14 protein-coding genes are annotated in these 15,368 nt (G+C 70.6%); 12 read left to right on the forward strand and 2 right to left on the reverse strand.

Annotation, left to right across the window (positions count from 1 at the left end):
* Positions 1–137: 137 nt before the first annotated feature.
* Both ACN28F_RS29460 and ACN28F_RS29465 read left to right on the forward strand, forming a co-directional pair.
* Positions 138–743, forward strand: a complete 606-nt coding sequence (locus ACN28F_RS29460; RefSeq protein ID WP_289205699.1) for a dTDP-4-dehydrorhamnose 3,5-epimerase family protein — start codon at positions 138–140, stop codon at positions 741–743.
* Positions 740–2,221, forward strand: coding sequence for an NDP-hexose 2,3-dehydratase family protein (locus tag ACN28F_RS29465; RefSeq protein WP_421360752.1), 1,482 nt, complete (start codon positions 740–742; stop codon positions 2,219–2,221). Before ACN28F_RS29460 ends, ACN28F_RS29465 begins: the two co-directional genes overlap by 4 nt.
* On the opposite strand, the gene ACN28F_RS29470 is transcribed toward ACN28F_RS29465, so the two are convergent.
* Positions 2,184–3,293 carry a DegT/DnrJ/EryC1/StrS family aminotransferase gene (locus tag ACN28F_RS29470; protein WP_289205701.1) on the reverse strand — a complete coding sequence of 370 codons (1,110 nt, stop codon included), beginning with the start codon at positions 3,291–3,293 and terminating at the stop codon, positions 2,184–2,186. The genes ACN28F_RS29465 and ACN28F_RS29470 overlap by 38 nt on opposite strands.
* A 316-nt stretch (positions 3,294–3,609) precedes the next feature.
* Here ACN28F_RS29470 and ACN28F_RS29475 point away from each other — a divergent pair, with 316 nt between their 5' ends.
* Together ACN28F_RS29475 and ACN28F_RS29480 are read left to right on the forward strand one after the other, a co-directional pair.
* Positions 3,610–4,800 (forward strand): macrolide family glycosyltransferase, encoded by a 1,191-nt coding sequence (locus tag ACN28F_RS29475; protein ID WP_421360754.1) that lies wholly within the window; start codon positions 3,610–3,612, stop codon positions 4,798–4,800.
* Positions 4,797–5,630, forward strand: coding sequence for an AfsR/SARP family transcriptional regulator (locus ACN28F_RS29480; protein WP_289205703.1), 834 nt, complete (start codon positions 4,797–4,799; stop codon positions 5,628–5,630). The genes ACN28F_RS29475 and ACN28F_RS29480 overlap by 4 nt, the downstream gene beginning before the upstream one ends.
* Positions 5,631–5,695: 65 nt before the next feature.
* Here ACN28F_RS29480 and ACN28F_RS29485 read toward each other — a convergent pair whose 3' ends face one another.
* Positions 5,696–7,321 carry an FAD-dependent monooxygenase gene (locus tag ACN28F_RS29485; RefSeq protein WP_289205704.1) on the reverse strand — a complete coding sequence of 542 codons (1,626 nt, stop codon included), beginning with the start codon at positions 7,319–7,321 and terminating at the stop codon, positions 5,696–5,698.
* A gap of 192 nt (positions 7,322–7,513) precedes the next feature.
* Between ACN28F_RS29485 and fabG the strand changes: the two genes are divergently transcribed.
* From fabG to ACN28F_RS29525, 8 genes are read left to right on the forward strand one after another with little or no spacing between them, the layout of a single operon-like run.
* Positions 7,514–8,263, forward strand: a complete 750-nt coding sequence (gene fabG, locus ACN28F_RS29490; protein ID WP_289205705.1) for a 3-oxoacyl-ACP reductase FabG — start codon at positions 7,514–7,516, stop codon at positions 8,261–8,263.
* A gap of 35 nt (positions 8,264–8,298) precedes the next feature.
* The gene (locus ACN28F_RS29495; protein WP_289205706.1) at positions 8,299–8,595 is read left to right on the forward strand and encodes an acyl carrier protein; all 297 of its coding nucleotides are present in this window, start codon (positions 8,299–8,301) and stop codon (positions 8,593–8,595) included.
* Positions 8,592–9,089 carry a 3-hydroxyacyl-ACP dehydratase FabZ gene (fabZ, locus tag ACN28F_RS29500; protein ID WP_289205707.1) on the forward strand — a complete coding sequence of 166 codons (498 nt, stop codon included), beginning with the start codon at positions 8,592–8,594 and terminating at the stop codon, positions 9,087–9,089. The genes ACN28F_RS29495 and fabZ overlap by 4 nt, the downstream gene beginning before the upstream one ends.
* A gap of 1 nt (position 9,090) precedes the next feature.
* On the forward strand, positions 9,091–10,155 hold the full coding sequence (locus ACN28F_RS29505) for a glycine cleavage T C-terminal barrel domain-containing protein (protein ID WP_289205708.1): 1,065 nt from the start codon (positions 9,091–9,093) through the stop codon (positions 10,153–10,155).
* 37 nt (positions 10,156–10,192) lie between these two features.
* Positions 10,193–12,493 carry a beta-ketoacyl-[acyl-carrier-protein] synthase family protein gene (locus ACN28F_RS29510; protein WP_289205709.1) on the forward strand — a complete coding sequence of 767 codons (2,301 nt, stop codon included), beginning with the start codon at positions 10,193–10,195 and terminating at the stop codon, positions 12,491–12,493.
* A complete protein-coding gene (locus ACN28F_RS29515) occupies positions 12,490–13,254 on the forward strand; it encodes a nitroreductase family protein (protein ID WP_289205710.1) in 765 nt (254 codons plus the stop codon). Before ACN28F_RS29510 ends, ACN28F_RS29515 begins: the two co-directional genes overlap by 4 nt.
* The gene (locus ACN28F_RS29520; protein ID WP_421360758.1) at positions 13,251–14,492 is read left to right on the forward strand and encodes an NAD(P)/FAD-dependent oxidoreductase; all 1,242 of its coding nucleotides are present in this window, start codon (positions 13,251–13,253) and stop codon (positions 14,490–14,492) included. Before ACN28F_RS29515 ends, ACN28F_RS29520 begins: the two co-directional genes overlap by 4 nt.
* The gene (locus ACN28F_RS29525; protein WP_289205712.1) at positions 14,489–15,352 is read left to right on the forward strand and encodes an alpha/beta fold hydrolase; all 864 of its coding nucleotides are present in this window, start codon (positions 14,489–14,491) and stop codon (positions 15,350–15,352) included. Before ACN28F_RS29520 ends, ACN28F_RS29525 begins: the two co-directional genes overlap by 4 nt.
* Positions 15,353–15,368 lie beyond the last annotated feature (16 nt).

Genomic DNA, 15,368 nt, shown 5'->3' on the forward strand with positions numbered 1-15,368 from the left:
GTCGCATCCTGACTCGGCGATCACCCGGTGGCTTCATCGTCGGCACGGTGCGACGGCGCGACCCGCCGCGGTGTGATCGGCGGCAACGGACAAGTGTCGAATGCAGACGGGCGGTGGCGACCGATGGAATGCGAACCATGAAAGCGCAGCCCTTGGCCGTCGCGGGTGCCTACGTATTCACACCACAAATTCACCCGGACGAGCGTGGCGTGTTCGTCTCGCATTTTCAGGAGTCGGATTTCCGGGCAGCGCTCGGGCATTCGCTGTTCGCCGTCGCCCAGGTCAGCCACAGCCGTTCCGTGCAGGGCGTGGCCCGGGGGATCCACTACACCCGTACGCCGCCCGGTGCCGCCAAGTACGTGCACTGTCCGGCCGGTCGTGCGTACGATTTCGTGGTCGATCTGCGGGTCGGCTCGCCGACCTACGGGCGGTGGGACGGCGTACTGCTGGATCCCCTGCACCATCGCGCCGTCTATCTGCCGCCCGGGGTCGGCCATGCCTTCGTCGCGGTGGAATCCGACACGGTCATGACCTACCTGTTGTCCCGGGAGTACGACCCGGCCAACGAGTTGGCGGTGTCGATCCTGGATCCGGCGATCGCGCTCGACCTGCCTGCGGGCCTGACGCCGCTGCTGTCCCCGCGTGACCGGCAGGCCCGTACCCTGGCGCAGGCGCGGGCCGCCGGCCTGTTGCCCGAGTACGCGGCCTGCCAGGCGGTCGAGCAGCCCGCGCGGGCCCGGTGAGCGGAGTGTCGGCGACAACGCGTGGTGCCCTGCGCGCCGGGGCCGGTACGGCGCCCGAAGCCAGCCTCGTCGAGTCGATGCTGGCCACGAGTGGACGCTTCGCCGGGGACGCGGACTTCGACCGGTGGCTCGCCGGTATGCGCGAGAGGACGAGCATGTCCGTCGAACAGGTCGCGTTGGCGGACCTGCGTGACTGGACGCAGGATCCGGTCACCGGCAATCTGCGCCACCGCACCGGAAAGTTCTTCACCGTCGAGTCCCTCGCGGTGGATTACCCCGCCGGCCCGGTGACGAACTGGACGCAACCGATCATCCACCAGCCTGAGATCGGCATTCTCGGCATCCTGGTGAAGCGGATCGACGGCGTACTGCACTGTCTGATGCAGGCCAAACGGGAGCCAGGCAACCAGAACGGCGTCCAACTCGCCCCGACCGTGCAGGCGACCCGGAGCAACTACACGCGGGTGCACCAGGGGCGGCCGGTGCCGTACCTCGACTATTTCCTCAACCCGGTCGGGCACCGGGTGCTCACCGACGTCCGGCAGTCCGAGCAGGGCGCGTGGTTCTACCAGAAGCGCAACCGCAACATGGTCGTCGAGGTCGCCGCCGACGTGCCCGTACTCGACGGTTTCTGCTGGTTGACGATGGGACAGATCCACCGGTTGCTCCGGGTGCCGGATCTGGTCGGAATGGACGCCCGGACGGTCCTGGCCTGCCTGCCGCTCGGCGGACCCGGCTGGGGCACGATCCTGCCGTTCGACGACGACTTCGGCGCCGCCCTGGCGCACTCCTGCGATCCGCGAAGCGGCGCGGCGTGGTCCCTCACCGAGATCCTGAGCTGGGTCACCGGGATGCGGACCCGGACCGAGATCCGGGCCCGACTTGGCCCACTCGTCGCGGCCGAGGGCTGGCTGCACCGCGACGGGCGGATATCGCACGAGTCCGGCCGGTACTTCGACGTGATGGGTGTCCAGGTGCGGGCCGCCGGCCGCGAGGTGGGTCAGTGGACGCAGCCGATGATCCAGCCCCGCAGCGACGGCATCATCGCGTTCCTCGTCCGGCCGATCGACGGTGTCCTGCACATGCTGGTCTGCGCCCGCCCGGAACCGGGTTTCGCCGACGTGATCGAACTCGCGCCGACCGTGCAGTGCCTGCCGGGCAACTACGGGCACCTGCCGGCCGACCAGTGGCCACCGTTTCTGGCCGACGTGCTGGCGGCCGGACCGGAGCAGGTGCGCTTCGACGCCGTCCTGTCCGAGGAGGGCGGCCGTTTCTACCACGCCCGCAACCGTTACCTCATCGTGGAGACCGATGCGGTGCCCGCCGGCGACCGGGACGACTACCGGTGGCTGACCCTGGCGCAGTTGACCGAGCTGCTGGCGCACAGCTTTTATCTCAACGTCCAGGCCCGCAGCCTGGTCGCCTGCCTGCGGAGCCTGCTCACAGGTGCGCCAGCACGTCCCGGACCGACTCGATGATCTTGTCCTGCAGGCCGGTCGGCAGCGACGGGTACATCGGCAGGGAGAAGATCTCGCCGGCCAGCCGCTCGGTGACCGGCAACTGACCGGCGCGGTAGCCGAAGTGGGCGAAGCCGGTCATCGTGTGCACCGGCCACGGGTAGCTGACGTTGAGCCGGATGTCGAAGGCCGCCAGCCGCTCGATGATGTCGTCGCGGCGGGGATGCCGGACCACGTACAGGTAGTAGACGTGGTCGTTGCCGTCGGCCAGCGTGGGCAGCACCAGGTCGGTGTCACCGAGCCCGTCGGCGTAGCGCTGGGCCACGGCGCGCCGTCGGTCGATGTAGTCGTCGAGCCGGCCGAGCTTGCGGCGCAGGATCTCGGCCTGGACCTCGTCGAGCCGGCTGTTGTGTCCGGGCGTCTCGACGACGTAGTACGTCTGCGCCATGCCGTAGTAGCGCAATCGACGCAGCCGGTCTGCCACGGCCTCGACGTCGGTGATGACGGCGCCACCGTCGCCGTACGCCCCGAGGACCTTGGTCGGGTAGAAGGAGTACGCGGCCGCGTCGCCCATCGCACCGGCGACCTGACCGTGGTGGCGGGCACCGTGCGACTGGGCACAGTCCTCGAGGATCACCAGGTCGTGTGCCGCGGCGATCCGGCGCAGGGGTGCCATGTCGACGCACTGCCCGTACAGGTGGACCGGGAGCAGGCACCGGGTCCGGGTGGTGACCGCGGCCGCGACCTGGTCGACATCCATCAGGTACGTGTCCGGCCGGACGTCGACGAAGACCGGGGTGGCGCCGACCGCGTCGATCGCCACGACCGTCGGCGCGGCGGTGTTCGACACGGTGACGACCTCGTCGCCCGGTCCGACGTCCAGGGCCTGTAGCGCGAGCTTGAGCGCGTTGGTCCCGTTGTCCACCCCGACGCAGTGGCCGAGTCCGTGGTACGCGGCGAATTCCTGTTCGAAGGAGCGGACACTGTCCCCGAGTACCAGCCGGCCGGACCGGAACACCGACTCGACGGCGTCGAGAATGTCGTGCTTCTCGCTCTCGTACTCCAGCAGGTAGTCCCAGACCAGGGTGGCCATCGTGGATTCTCCGTAGGTCCGTAGGGGTGGGCACCCGGTCGATGGCGCGTGACCAGCCGGATCAACCCACGAGAACGTATGACCACACCGGACCAGCGCCCTGATCAACCGATCCCTCGGGCACCGTACCGCAGGGCACCGTGCAGCCAGAACCCCTAATCGATAGGGGTGGGTAAGGGGGTGCGCACGGGCTGGTGGGCTGTCTAACCTGCACCGACCGGGCCCGGTCAGCCGAGTCGTACCGGTCGGGCCCGGCTGCATGAGCGCGCAGTCGACAGCTTGAGGACGCCAGCAGATGTCTGAACACGTTCTTGTCATGAGCCACCCGGATCACGGCCACGTCATTCCCAACCTGGCGGTGGTGACCGAGCTGGTGGACCGGGGACATCGGGTCACCTATCTCACGGGTGCCCGGACGGCCTCGATCGCCGAGGCGGCGGGGGCGACCGTCGTGCAGTACGACTCGCGCTACAAACAGGCCGACTTCACCGGTGTGGCACACGATCCCCGGTATCTGCTGAACCTGTTGCTCGACGAGAGCACCGCGATGCTGCGGACCGCCGACGCCGAACTCGCGGTCGATCCGCCGAGCCTGACCCTGTACGACACGTCGATTCTCTACGCCGGGCGAATCCTGGCCCGCAAGTGGCAACTGCCCGCCGTCCAGCTGATTCCGATGTTCGCCTCGAACGAGTCCTTTTCCTACTTGAACGCCATCTACGGCGGCGAGGGTGCACCGCCCGCCGGTGGACCGCCGACGCCCCCGCCGTGGCTGGCCGAGTTCATGGGCCGCATCGGTGCGTTGTGCGCCGCCCACCAGGTGGCGGTGGCGCCGCAGGAACTGTGGTGGGGCGTACAGGATTTCAACCTCGTCACCATTCCCCGACAGTTCCAGTACGCGGGGGACTCCTTCGACGACCGGTTCGTGTTCGTGGGCCCGTGCGTCGGGCAGCGGGCCTTCCTCGGCGACTGGAAGCCGCCGACCAGTGAGCTACCGGTGGTCCTGGTTTCTCTCGGCGCGGTCTTCAACGGGCACCCGGACTTCTTCCGCACCTGTATCTCGGCTTTCACGCAGGCGCCGTGGCACGCCGTGCTGACGGTCGCGGACGCGATCGACCCCGAATCGCTGGGCCCGCTGCCGTCCAACGTCGAGGTGCACCGCTGGGTGCCGCACGTCACGGTGCTCGAGCACGCGTCTGCGGTGGTCACCCACGGCGGCATGGGTACGGTCATGGAGGCGCTGCTCACCGGCACCCCCATGGTCGTCGTACCGACCTCGGCCATCGACGCGGTGACCGCACGACGCCTGGACGAACTGGACCTGGGGCGCCCACTCGACCAGCAGGAGCTGACCGCGCCCCGGCTGCTGGAGCTGATCGGGCAGGTGACCGCGGACCCGGCGATCCAGGACGGCACCCGCCGGATGCGCCAGCACGTCCGCGCCGCCGGCGGCACCCGGCGCGCCGCGGACGAGTTGGAGAACTACCTCGCCCGGCAGCGGTCATGAGCGATTCGCTGGAGCTTCGGATCCTGGGGCCGCTGGTGGTCTGCAAGGGCGACGAGTCGGTCCGCATCGGTGGCCTGCGGGAACGGGCGGTGCTGGCCCGGCTCGCCCTCGACGCCAATCGGGTCGTGAGCGTCAGCAGACTGATCGCGGCGGTCTGGGCCGGTACGCCGCCGCGCAGCGCCCGGTCGCAGATCGCCATCTGCGTGTCCCGGCTCCGTGCCGCGTTGGGTGAACGGATCGGTGCCGCCGCCGCCGACGAACAGGCGATCGTGACGATGAGCCCGGGGTACCTGTTGCGGGTGGCACCCGAGCGGATCGATCTGCACCGGTTCACCGAGCTGACCGGCCGGGCCCGCGACTGCCCGGACCGTGAACTGGCCGCCGGGTTGCTGGTCCGCGCGCTGGCCCTGTGGCGGGGGACACCGTTCGAGGGGATGTGCGGGCTGCAGGCCGAGGCGGCGGCGCTGGAGGAGGCCCGCCTCGAGGCCGCCCATGCCCACGTCGATCTGGAACTCGAACTCGGTCACCACGACCGGGTCATCATGGACCTCATCCCGCTGGTGGCGGAGCATCCACTGCGGGAGCGCTCACGGGCCCAGTTGATGCTCGCGCAGTACCGGGCCGGGCGGCGGGCGGAGTCGCTGCGGACCTATCAGGAGGCGCGCCGTCACCTGGTCGAGCAGGTCGGCCTCGAGCCCGGACCGGAACTCAAACGCCTGCACGACCAGATCCTGCGCGACGCGCCGACGTTGATGCCGGCCGCCCGTGGGCTGCGGTCCCGGGCGTACGGGCAGCCCGGCGACCTGCTGGTGCGTGAGCACGCCAGTTGACCGGCAGGTGACCGCGCCCTGCGCCGTCCGTCACCGACCGGCGGGTCGGCACGCCCGGTGCCCCGTCACCGACTGGTGGATGTCCGGTCCAGGATCCGGTCGAGCGCGTCGACCACGGCGTCGCTCGACGGCGTGGCGTCGACGCACCGCCAGGCGACGTGCCCGTCCGGCCGGATCAGGACCGCGCCCCGGGGGGAGAGTCCGTACCGATCGGCCCAGTCGGGGCCCGACAACGTCGTCGAGTCGTCCGAGGAGACCTCCACCGCGCTGATCCCGACAGCCGCCCGGCCGCTCGCCTCCTTGGCGCACTGTGCCCAGCCGCTGCCGGCCGGGGTCATCAGGGTGAACTCCGGACCGATCAGGTCGAGGGTGGACACCCGGGTGCCGGCCGTGGACAGCCACACGTGGGGTGCCCGGTGTCCCGGTCGTGCCGTCGGCACATAGGTCCGGTACGGGTCGTCCGGCGCCGGCGGGTCGGTGCCGTCCGGGATGACGGCGGACGAGTCGTACCGGTAACCCAGGACCATGCCTTCGGCGCGGCGCCGGTCGGCCTGCCGCTGCCCGGCCTCCTGCATGGCCAGCCGCCCTTCCATCATCTCCACCGTGATCAGGGCGTTGTTCAGGCTCTCGTCGACGGTCCATTCGGCGACCGGCCGGCGTTCGTCCGGGTAGCTGTCGAGCAGCCGCGCGCCGGCAGCGTCGTGCAACGCGGCGGCGAGTTTCCAGCCCAGGTTGTGCGCGTCCTGGATGCCGCAGTTCATCCCGAAGCCGCCCTGCGGGGTGGCGACGTGCGCGGCGTCGCCGGCGAGGAAGATCGGGCCACGGCGGAACTCGTCGGCCACGATCGCCTGCTGCAGCCAGGGCATCGTACCGATGATCTCGACCGGCAGGTCCGGGATGCCGACCGCCGCCCGGACCAGGCCCAGGCAGACCTCCTCGGTGAAATCCTCGGCTCGCTGACCCAGCTCGGGCTCGTACGCGGTCTGGATGATCCAGCGACGCACGTTGTCCACCGCCTCCACCGCGCAGCCCACCTCGCCGCGGACGAAGTAGAGCGCGCCGAGCCGGTCGTGCAGCAGTTGCCGCAGGTCGGCGTCGAACATGACGCTGAGCATGTGGCCCAGGGGCGGTGGACCGGCCACCCCGATCCCCAGCGCGGCCCGGATGCCGCTGCGTCCGCCGTCGGCGGCGATCGCGTAGCGGGCCCGGACCAGTCGTCGGCCGTCGGCGGAGTCGACCACGGCCTCGACGCCGTCGGTGACGGTCCGCAGCCGGGTCATGGTCGTGGCGAAGCGCACCTGCGCGGTGTCGTGCCCGGTGGCGAGGGCCCGCAGGATCACCTCGAGCCGGTCCTGCGAGCAGATGTAGGTGTAGGTCGGGCTCTGAGGTGCGTCGTCGTGGATCGGTGCGACGGCCCGCTGGAAGTCCGCCGCCGTCAGCGCGGAGCCGATCCCCAGCGCGAGGCTGTCCGCGCGGGGCAGCCCGGCCTGCTCCACCGCGTCCTGAATCCCCCAGGACCGGAATATCTCCATGGTGCGCGTCGAGACGAGTCGTGCCTTGGGAAAAATGGAGGTGCCGGCGTGCTTCTCGACGAGGAGAGACGTCACTCCATGGCGCGACAGTTCGATCGAGGCGGACAGGCCGACCGGTCCTCCGCCCACAATGAGAACCTCGACGTCGACCGTATTCATGGGCCGTATCCTCCCATGGGCCTGAAGGCTCGTCAATGCGACGAAATCGCGATGATATTGACGCAATAACTTCCGGGGATACCGTGTCCTGGGTACCTGGGTCGGTGTGCGATTCGTATTACCGGCGGGGGCGGGACCTCGGTCAGGGGTCGCGCGCCGTCGTCGGTCACGACAGAGCGGGGGACAGTCGACATGCTCTTCGCCGATGGCTCGGTCGCGTTGGTCACCGGCGGCTCGCGCGGCATCGGCCGGGCCGTGGCGCTGGATCTGGCCCGCGAGGGCGTCCACGTGGTGGTCAACTACTCGCGGTCCGAGAGCGACGCCAAGGAACTGGTGAGCCAGATCAGCCAGGAGGGCGGCAGCGCGGCGGCCCTGCACGCCGACGTGACCGACGAGGTCAGCGTCCGGGACATGTTCCGTGCGCTGCGGTCCGAGCACGGCCGGCTGGACGTCCTGGTGACCAGCGCGGGCATCACCCGGGACCGGCACCTGGTGGCGATGAGCCTGGGCCAGTTCCAGGAGACCATGGACGTGAACGTGCAGGGCACCTTCCTCAGCTGCCGCGAGGCGATGCGCATCATGCAGCACCAACGTCGCGGGGCGATCGTCACGCTCTCCTCGGCGAGCGGGCTCGACGGAGGGTTCCCCGGTCAGACCAACTACGTCGCGTCCAAGGGCGCGATCATCGCCTTCACCAAGGCGTTGGCGTACGAGGCCGCGCCGCACGGGGTGCGGGCCAACGTCGTCGCGCCCGGATTCGTGGCCACCGACATGACCCGGGTACTGCCGAGTCAGATCCGCAAGCAGTACGAGTCCCGGATCCGGTTGGGGCGGATGGCCCGGCCCGAGGAGATAGCCGGTCTGGTCACGTTTCTGGCCTCGGAAAAGGCATCGTACGTGACCGGCGAGGTTCTGGTGGCCAATGGCGGCGGTCTCGGCTGAGGCCACCGCGTACCTGAAGAACAGGGAGGCTATGGATGACTCTGGACGACATTCGGGCGCGTGCCGCAGCACGTCGCGAGGCGTGCGCACAGATAAAGAAAATGATCGTCACCCGCCTGGACATTCCGATCGACCCTGACTGGATCACCGACGACCAGCCGTTGTTCGGTCGCGGACTGGAACTGGACAGCCTCGACGTCCTCGAACTCTACGTGGCGATCGAAGCGGAGTTCGGGGTGGCGCTCTACGACAGCGATCTGGCGATCTTCGGATCGGTGTCCCGGCTGGCGGAGACGATCAATCCGGATCTGCTGCCCGCTGCCGGGTCATGAGGGTCCGCACCCGGCCGGCGTCCGGAAACGGGCACACCACGGCCGCGCCGGCGCTGAGCAACGACCAGATCCGGGCGTTGATCCCGCACCGCTGGCCGATGCTGCTGCTCGACCGGATCGACAGCATCGAACCGGGCACCCACGGCGTGGCGATCAAGAACGTCGCCGCGACCGAGTTGTGGTTCCAGGGTCACTTCCCGGAGGAAGCGGTCCTGCCCGGCGTCGTGGTGATCGAGGCGATGGCACAGCTCGCCGGTGCCGTCTTCGCACTCGCCGGGGCCGGCCGGATCAGCTATCTGACCGGTGTGCGGTCCATGCGGTTCCGGCGCCGGATCGTTCCCGGTGACCAGATCGTGCTCTCCGCCGAGCGGACCGCCGGCGCGGGGGGCATCAGCGAGTACCGCGTCGTCGCACGGGTCGACGACCAGGTCGCGGCGGAGGGGCTGATCACCATCACCGACCCCGCCGCAGGAAAACCAGCTGGAGAGGCTTGACATGAAATCCGCACTCACCGACGTCCACCCCGACGGCACGGTCTTCGGCGAGATCGCCGACGCCGAGGTGCCGATGCGCTACTCCACCATGGAGACCGAGTACGCGGCCATCCGGGACAGGGCCGCCGTCATCGACCTCAGCCCGGCGAGCCTCATCGAGGTACGCGGCGACGCGGCGGTGGACTTCATCCAGCGGATCCTCGCCCGCGACGTGGAGTACCTGACCGCCGAGCGGTGCATGAGCAGTCTGGTGCTCGCCGCCGACGGTCGGATCGTCGACCAGGTGGTGGTCTGGGGCCGTGAGGACGGGATGATCCTGGAAAGCTCGTGCGGTACGGGCACCAGCCTGCTGGCGTACCTCGAGGCGCAGGAGCACGCCGGGGTCGAGATCGTCGACCGGTCGCAGGACCTCGCGATCATCGCCTTCGAGGGCCCGTACTGCTGGGGGGTCATCGGCCGGCTGATCGACGGGGAGCTCGCGGCGTTGCCGTTGGAGTCGGTGGCCGACACCACCTGGAACGGCGTGGACGTCGTCTTCGGTCGCACCGGCAGCACCGGCGAGTACGGATACAAGATCATCGTGCCGCGTACCGAGGCCGCGACGCTGTGGGGCCTGGCCGTCGAGCACGCCACCCCGGCCGGGCTCGAAGCCCTGGAACTGGCCATGTTGGAGGTCCGTCAGCCGGTGCTGCGGCACGAGGACGGTCACCGGGCCAGCGTCCTCGAGCTCGGCGCCAACTGGCTCGTCGACTTCACCAAGGAGTCCTTCGTCGGCAAGGACGCGCTGCTGCGGGAGTTCGAGGGCGCGCCGACGGTGCGGACGGTCGGGTTCCGCTGTGGCAGCGCGCTGCCCGCCGCCGGCGCCAGCGTGTCGGCCGCCGGTGAGCAGATCGGGCACGTGGTCTACGCCACCCACAGCATCGGCATCGGCGAGACCCTCGGCCTGGCCCGGGTGTCACCCGAGTTCGCCGCGGCGGGCCTGCACCTCACCGTCGGCGACGCCGAGGCGGTCACCCTCAGCAGCCCGTACGTGACGCCCAAGAGCTGGAGCGTCCCGGTCCTCTGAGCCAGCCGGACCGGATCGCTTGTGAGGAGAGGACGCCATGGCGCTTCCCACTGTCGTCATCACCGGCCTCGGGGTCATCTGCGCGATCGGCCGCGACCCCGACGAGTTCTGGCTGCGGCTCGCGTCGGGCACCGGGGGCATCAGCCTGATCACCGACCCCGCCTTCGCCGCGTTCGAGGCACGCCACGCCGGCCAGGTGCCCGACGAGTGGATCACGTCGCAGTTGCTCGCCGACGAAGCGGGCCTGGACCGGACGGCGCAGTTGGCGATGGTCGCGGCGCGCCAGGCGTTGCGGCAGGCCGGTCTGGAACTGCCCAGGACCGGTCTACCTTTGTCGGCGGCCGGCCCGGACCGGTTCGGGATGGTGTTGGGCAAGTGCCAGGCCACGCCGGATCCGGCGAACAGGTACCAGCCGATGCACCGTACCGCTGATGTGGTGGCCGACCGGCTCGGCGCCCACGGCCCACGGATCCTGGTCTCCACCGCCTGCGCGGCCGGCGGCAACGCGGTCGGCCTCGCCCGCGACAAGATCATCACGGGCGAGGCGGACCTGGTGCTCGCCGGCGGCGTCGACCCGTTGCTCTTCGGCACCTACGCCGGCTTCGCCGGCCTGCACGCGCTGAGCCCGGGAGCCTGCGCGCCGTACAGCAGATCCGACGGCCTCAACCTCGGCGAAGGCGCGGCGTTCGTCCTGGTCGAACCGTTGGAGCGGGCACTGGCCAGGGGTGTCGAACCGCTGGCGGAGGTCGCCGGCTACGGGCTGTCCGCCGACGCCTACCACGCGACCGCCCCCGACCCCGCCGGTCGGGGCGGTGCCAGCGCGGTCCGGCGGGCGCTGGCCGACGCCGGGGTGAGCGTCGACGACGTCGACTACGTCAACGGTCACGGCACCGGTACGCCCGCCAACGACAGCATGGAAGCCAAGGTCATGCGGGTCGTCTTCGGTGACCGGGCCGCGCGCGTGCCCACCAGTAGCATCAAGTCGTTCCTCGGGCACACCCTCGGCGCCGCCGGCGCGGTGGAGACGGTCGCCAGCGTGCTGGCGCTGCGCCACGACACCGCCCCGCCGACCATCGGCTTCGACGACGAGGCGGCGGCCCGTGAAGGGCTCGACTTCGTCCCCAACACGGCCCGACCGATGCCGATCGACGTCGTCGTCTGCAACAACTACGCCTTCGGCGGCAACAACGCCTCGCTGGTGCTGACCACCCCCGGCCGGGCCCGCGCCGAGCAGCCCGGATACGACGCCGCCGCCCCGGTGGTGATCAGCGGACTCGGCCCGGTAACCGGCCTCGGTGTGGGCATCGACGAGCTCAGCGAGGCGATCAGCACCGGCCGCAGCGCCGTCGGGCAGCCGCCGGACCTGACCAGCCGCTCGTACGCCCCCCGCCCGGTCTGGCGGCACATGAACCACCTGTCCCGGATGGCCATCGCCGCGTCCCGGCTGGCCTGGGAGGACGCGGCGCTGAAACTGCCCCGTAGCGCGCTCAACGACGTCGGCGTGGTCTTCGCCACCGCCGCCGGATCCGTGGAGAGCACCGACGACTTCGACCAGAGCGTGGCCGTCGACCCGGGCCGGGCGTCGGCGCTGAGCTTCTCCAACGTCGTCCTCAACGCCACCGGCGGGGCGGTCTGCCAGGCACTGGGCCTGCGTGGACCGACCACCACCATCTGCAACGGCGGTGCCTCGGCGTCGATCGCGCTCGACTGCGCGGTCGAGATGATCCGGTCCGGCAAGGCCGAGGTGGTGCTGGTCGTGGCCGCCGACGAAACCGCCCGGCCGGTGCCCGAGGGCAGCACGGTCTCGCCGTACGACATCGCCGGTGACACCCCGGCGCCGGGCTCGGCGGCGGCCGCCCTGGTGGTCGAGTCCGCCGCGCACTGCGCGGCGCGCGGCGGCCGGCCCTACGCCACCGTCGTACGGACCCGGCACGCGACCGCCGCCGGTGGCACCGAACGCGACGGCGTACGCAACAGCCTGACGACCGTGACCGCCGAGCCCGGCATCGGACTGGTGCTGGGCGCGGCGACCGGCGGAGCGCACGACGCCACCGAGGCGGCCGCGCTGCTCGACGCCCTGCCCGGGGCGCTGCTGACCACGTCCGTCGGGCAGACCGGCGACTGTCAGGCCGCGACCGGCGCGCTGAACATCGCCCTCGGCGCCCTGGCTCTACGTGACCGCGTCGCCCCCGCCGTGACCGGTCTGCGGCGTCCGGTGGCCGGTACCGTCGAGTCCTATCTGACCAAACCGGACATGCTGCCGGCGCTGGACCGGACCCTGGTGCTCACCGCCGCGCCCGGCTCGGTACGCGGCGCCGTCCTGCTGGGGCCGGCATGAGCGCCGACCCCTTCGACCCTGTCGGGGCCGGCGTGAGCGCCGACCCCTTCGACCTGGCCGAGACCGACCGGTTGCTGACCACCACCCGGGCGGTACGGCGTCGCCTGGACCTGGACCGGCCGGTGCCACGGCACCTGGTGGAGGAGGCACTGGAGATCGCCGTCCAGGCACCGACCGCCAACAACCACCAGAACTGGCGCTGGCTGGTCATCACCGATCCCGACGTCAAGCACCGGATCTCCGAGATCATCGCGCTGTCCTGGCAGTTCCACCGCGACGAGTCGTGGACCCGGTCCGGGCGGCAACGCAACACCGCGCAGGCGCGGCGCAACAACTCCTCCGCCGCCGCGCTGCAGGAGATCCTGCCCCGCGTACCGGTGATGATCCTGCCCTGCGTGCTCGGCCGACCGCCGGACACCGCCGCGATCGAGGCCGAGTGGGCCCGGTTCCGGGCCGGCAAACCGGCCGGTGACCCGGCGCACGACGTGCAGCTCGGACCGATGCGGCACAGCATCTACTACGGCTCGATCTTCCCGGCGATCTGGTCGCTGCAGCTCGCCCTGCGCAGCCGCGGGCTGGGCAGCACCATCACCTGCATGCATCTGCCGTACGAGCGGCAGGTGGGCGAGCTGCTCGGCATCCCGTCCGGGGTCACCCAGATCTGCCTGCTGCCGGTGGCCTACACGGTCGGCACCGACTTCCGGCCCGCCAAGCGGCGCCCGGCCAAGGAGCGCACCTTCTGGGAGAGGTGGGGAGCGTGACGGACCACAGCGCGGACGTCGTCATCGTCGGCGGCGGCATCGCCGGTGCCGCCGCCGCCTGCGACCTGTCCGCCCACGGCATGTCGGTGATGCTGCTGGAGAAGCAGACCCAGTACCGGGACCTGGTACGCGGTGAATGGCTCGCCCCCTGGGGCATCGCCGAGGCGCAGTGGCTCGGCGTCGACGACGCCTTCGTGCTGGGCGGTGCCTGGGAGATCCGGGAGTGGGTGCAGTGGGACGAGGTGGTGCACCCGGACGAGGCGCAGGCCGTCGACATGTGCAGCTTCATGCCGGGCGTCGGCGGACCGTACTCCTTCCCGCACCACCGGGTCTGTGAACTGATGGCCGAACAGGCGGCGGGCAACGGCGCCCGGGTGGTGATGGGCGCCTCCCGGATCGCGGTCACCGCCGGCACCGAACCGGTGGTCACCTACCGCGACGCCGACGGCGAGCACCGGATCACCACCCGGATGGTGCTGGGCGCGACGGGCCGGGCCTGCACGGTGGGCCGGCAGATCGGCGTCACGATGAGCAACGCCATCCACCACTGGGGAGCCGGCCTGATGGTGGACGGCCTCGACGACTGGCCGGCCGACGTCCAGGCGATGGGCACCGCCGGTGACGTGATGTTCATGGTCTTCCCGCAGGGCTACGGCCGGGCCCGGCTGTATCTCAACTTCGCCACCGGTCAGCAGACCCGCTACCGGGGGGCCGGCGGTGTCGAACGCTTCCTGGCCGCGTTCGCACTGGACTGCCTGCCCGACAAGGGCGCCGCCGTGGCCGCCGCCAGGGCCGACGGGCCGCTGGTCGCCTGGCCGTCGGTGTCGATCGTGCCGCAGCGCCCGCCGCTGGCGCAGGGCGTGGTGCTGATCGGCGACGAGGCCGGCAACGCCGACACGGTGCTCGGCACCGGACTGTCGTGCAGCCTGCGCGACGCCCGTACGGTCTGCGAACTGCTGCGCGGCACCGACGACTGGTCACCGGCGACGTTCGACCCGTACGTGGTCGAACGCGAAGCACGGATGAAGCGGCTGCACTTCGGCGCGAACGTGATGGCCAAGCTGCACGTCGAGTTCGGCGAGGCGGCGGTGCGCCGCCGCCGGCGGGCGCGGGAGCTGATGACCCGCAACGACGCCCTGCAGGTGACCGGGCTGCTGAACATGGTCCCGCCGGAGCAGGTGCCGGACTTCGGGTTCAGTGAGTTCTTCGTCGAACGGCTGCTGAGGGAGACAGTGTGATCAACAAGAAGGTGACGGTCAACGACGTCGAGATCGCCCTCGTCGACGAAGGCGCCGGCGACCCGGTCCTGCTGCTGCACGGCTTCCCCGACTCGTCCTACCTGTGGCGGCACCAGATCCCGGCCCTGGTCGACGCCGGATACCGGGTCGTCGCCCCGGACCTGCGTGGCTTCGGCGAGTCGAGCAAGCCGCAGGAGATCGAGGCGTACGAGATGCGTACCGTGCTCAACGATCTCGTCGGCGTCACCGCGCAGCTCGGCATCGGGCGCGCCCACGTCGTCGGCCACGACTGGGGCGCGGCGCTGGCCTGGATGTACGCCTTCCTCATGCCCCGGCGGGTCGACCACCTCGTGGTGCTCTCGGTCGGGCACCCCGGCGTGTTCGCCACGCCGAGCATCGAGCAGCGGCAGAAGTCGTGGTACATGCTCTACTACCAGTTCCCGGGGGTCACCGAGGAACTGCTGCGCCGCAACGGGTGGCGGCTGTTCAAACAGATCATGGGCCGGGAGGGCGACCACACCCGCTACCTGCGCGACCTGGCCCGCCCCGGTGCGCTCACCGCCGCGCTGAACTGGTACCGGGCCAACCGGTCCCCGGAAGCGGAGCTGCGCACGCAGACCAATTTCCCGCCGGTGCTCGCCCCGACGCTCGGCATCTGGTCCGACGGCGACAAGGCCATGGAGGAGGAGGGCATGGCCAACTCCGGCCGGTACGTCAAGGGACCGTGGCGCTACGAACGGATCGAAGGTGCCAGCCACTGGATCCCGCTCGACGCGCCGGACAAGACCAACGAGCTGATCCTCGGTTTCCTCGGCACCCACGAGGGCGCCGAACCGCAGCGGCGCCGCCGCCGGCTCTGAGGCGCTCAGTTCCGTC

Source organism: Solwaraspora sp. WMMA2101, from assembly GCF_049179175.1.
Classification (GTDB): domain Bacteria; phylum Actinomycetota; class Actinomycetes; order Mycobacteriales; family Micromonosporaceae; genus Micromonospora_E.

Bases quoted from the DNA above. Each gene is read 5' to 3' on its own strand.
- ACN28F_RS29495 (WP_289205706.1), top strand. From the start codon at position 8,299: ATGACTCTGGACGACATTCGGGCGCGTGCCGCAGCACGTCGCGAGGCG.
- fabG (WP_289205705.1), top strand. From the start codon at position 7,514: ATGCTCTTCGCCGATGGCTCGGTCGCGTTGGTCACCGGCGGCTCGCGC.
- fabZ (WP_289205707.1), top strand. From the start codon at position 8,592: ATGAGGGTCCGCACCCGGCCGGCGTCCGGAAACGGGCACACCACGGCC.
- ACN28F_RS29485 (WP_289205704.1), bottom strand. From the start codon at position 7,321: ATGAATACGGTCGACGTCGAGGTTCTCATTGTGGGCGGAGGACCGGTC.
- ACN28F_RS29480 (WP_289205703.1), top strand. From the start codon at position 4,797: ATGAGCGATTCGCTGGAGCTTCGGATCCTGGGGCCGCTGGTGGTCTGC.
- ACN28F_RS29475 (WP_421360754.1), top strand. From the start codon at position 3,610: ATGAGCCACCCGGATCACGGCCACGTCATTCCCAACCTGGCGGTGGTG.
- ACN28F_RS29460 (WP_289205699.1), top strand. From the start codon at position 138: ATGAAAGCGCAGCCCTTGGCCGTCGCGGGTGCCTACGTATTCACACCA.
- ACN28F_RS29470 (WP_289205701.1), bottom strand. From the start codon at position 3,293: ATGGCCACCCTGGTCTGGGACTACCTGCTGGAGTACGAGAGCGAGAAG.
- ACN28F_RS29515 (WP_289205710.1), top strand. From the start codon at position 12,490: ATGAGCGCCGACCCCTTCGACCCTGTCGGGGCCGGCGTGAGCGCCGAC.
- ACN28F_RS29510 (WP_289205709.1), top strand. From the start codon at position 10,193: ATGGCGCTTCCCACTGTCGTCATCACCGGCCTCGGGGTCATCTGCGCG.
- ACN28F_RS29505 (WP_289205708.1), top strand. From the start codon at position 9,091: ATGAAATCCGCACTCACCGACGTCCACCCCGACGGCACGGTCTTCGGC.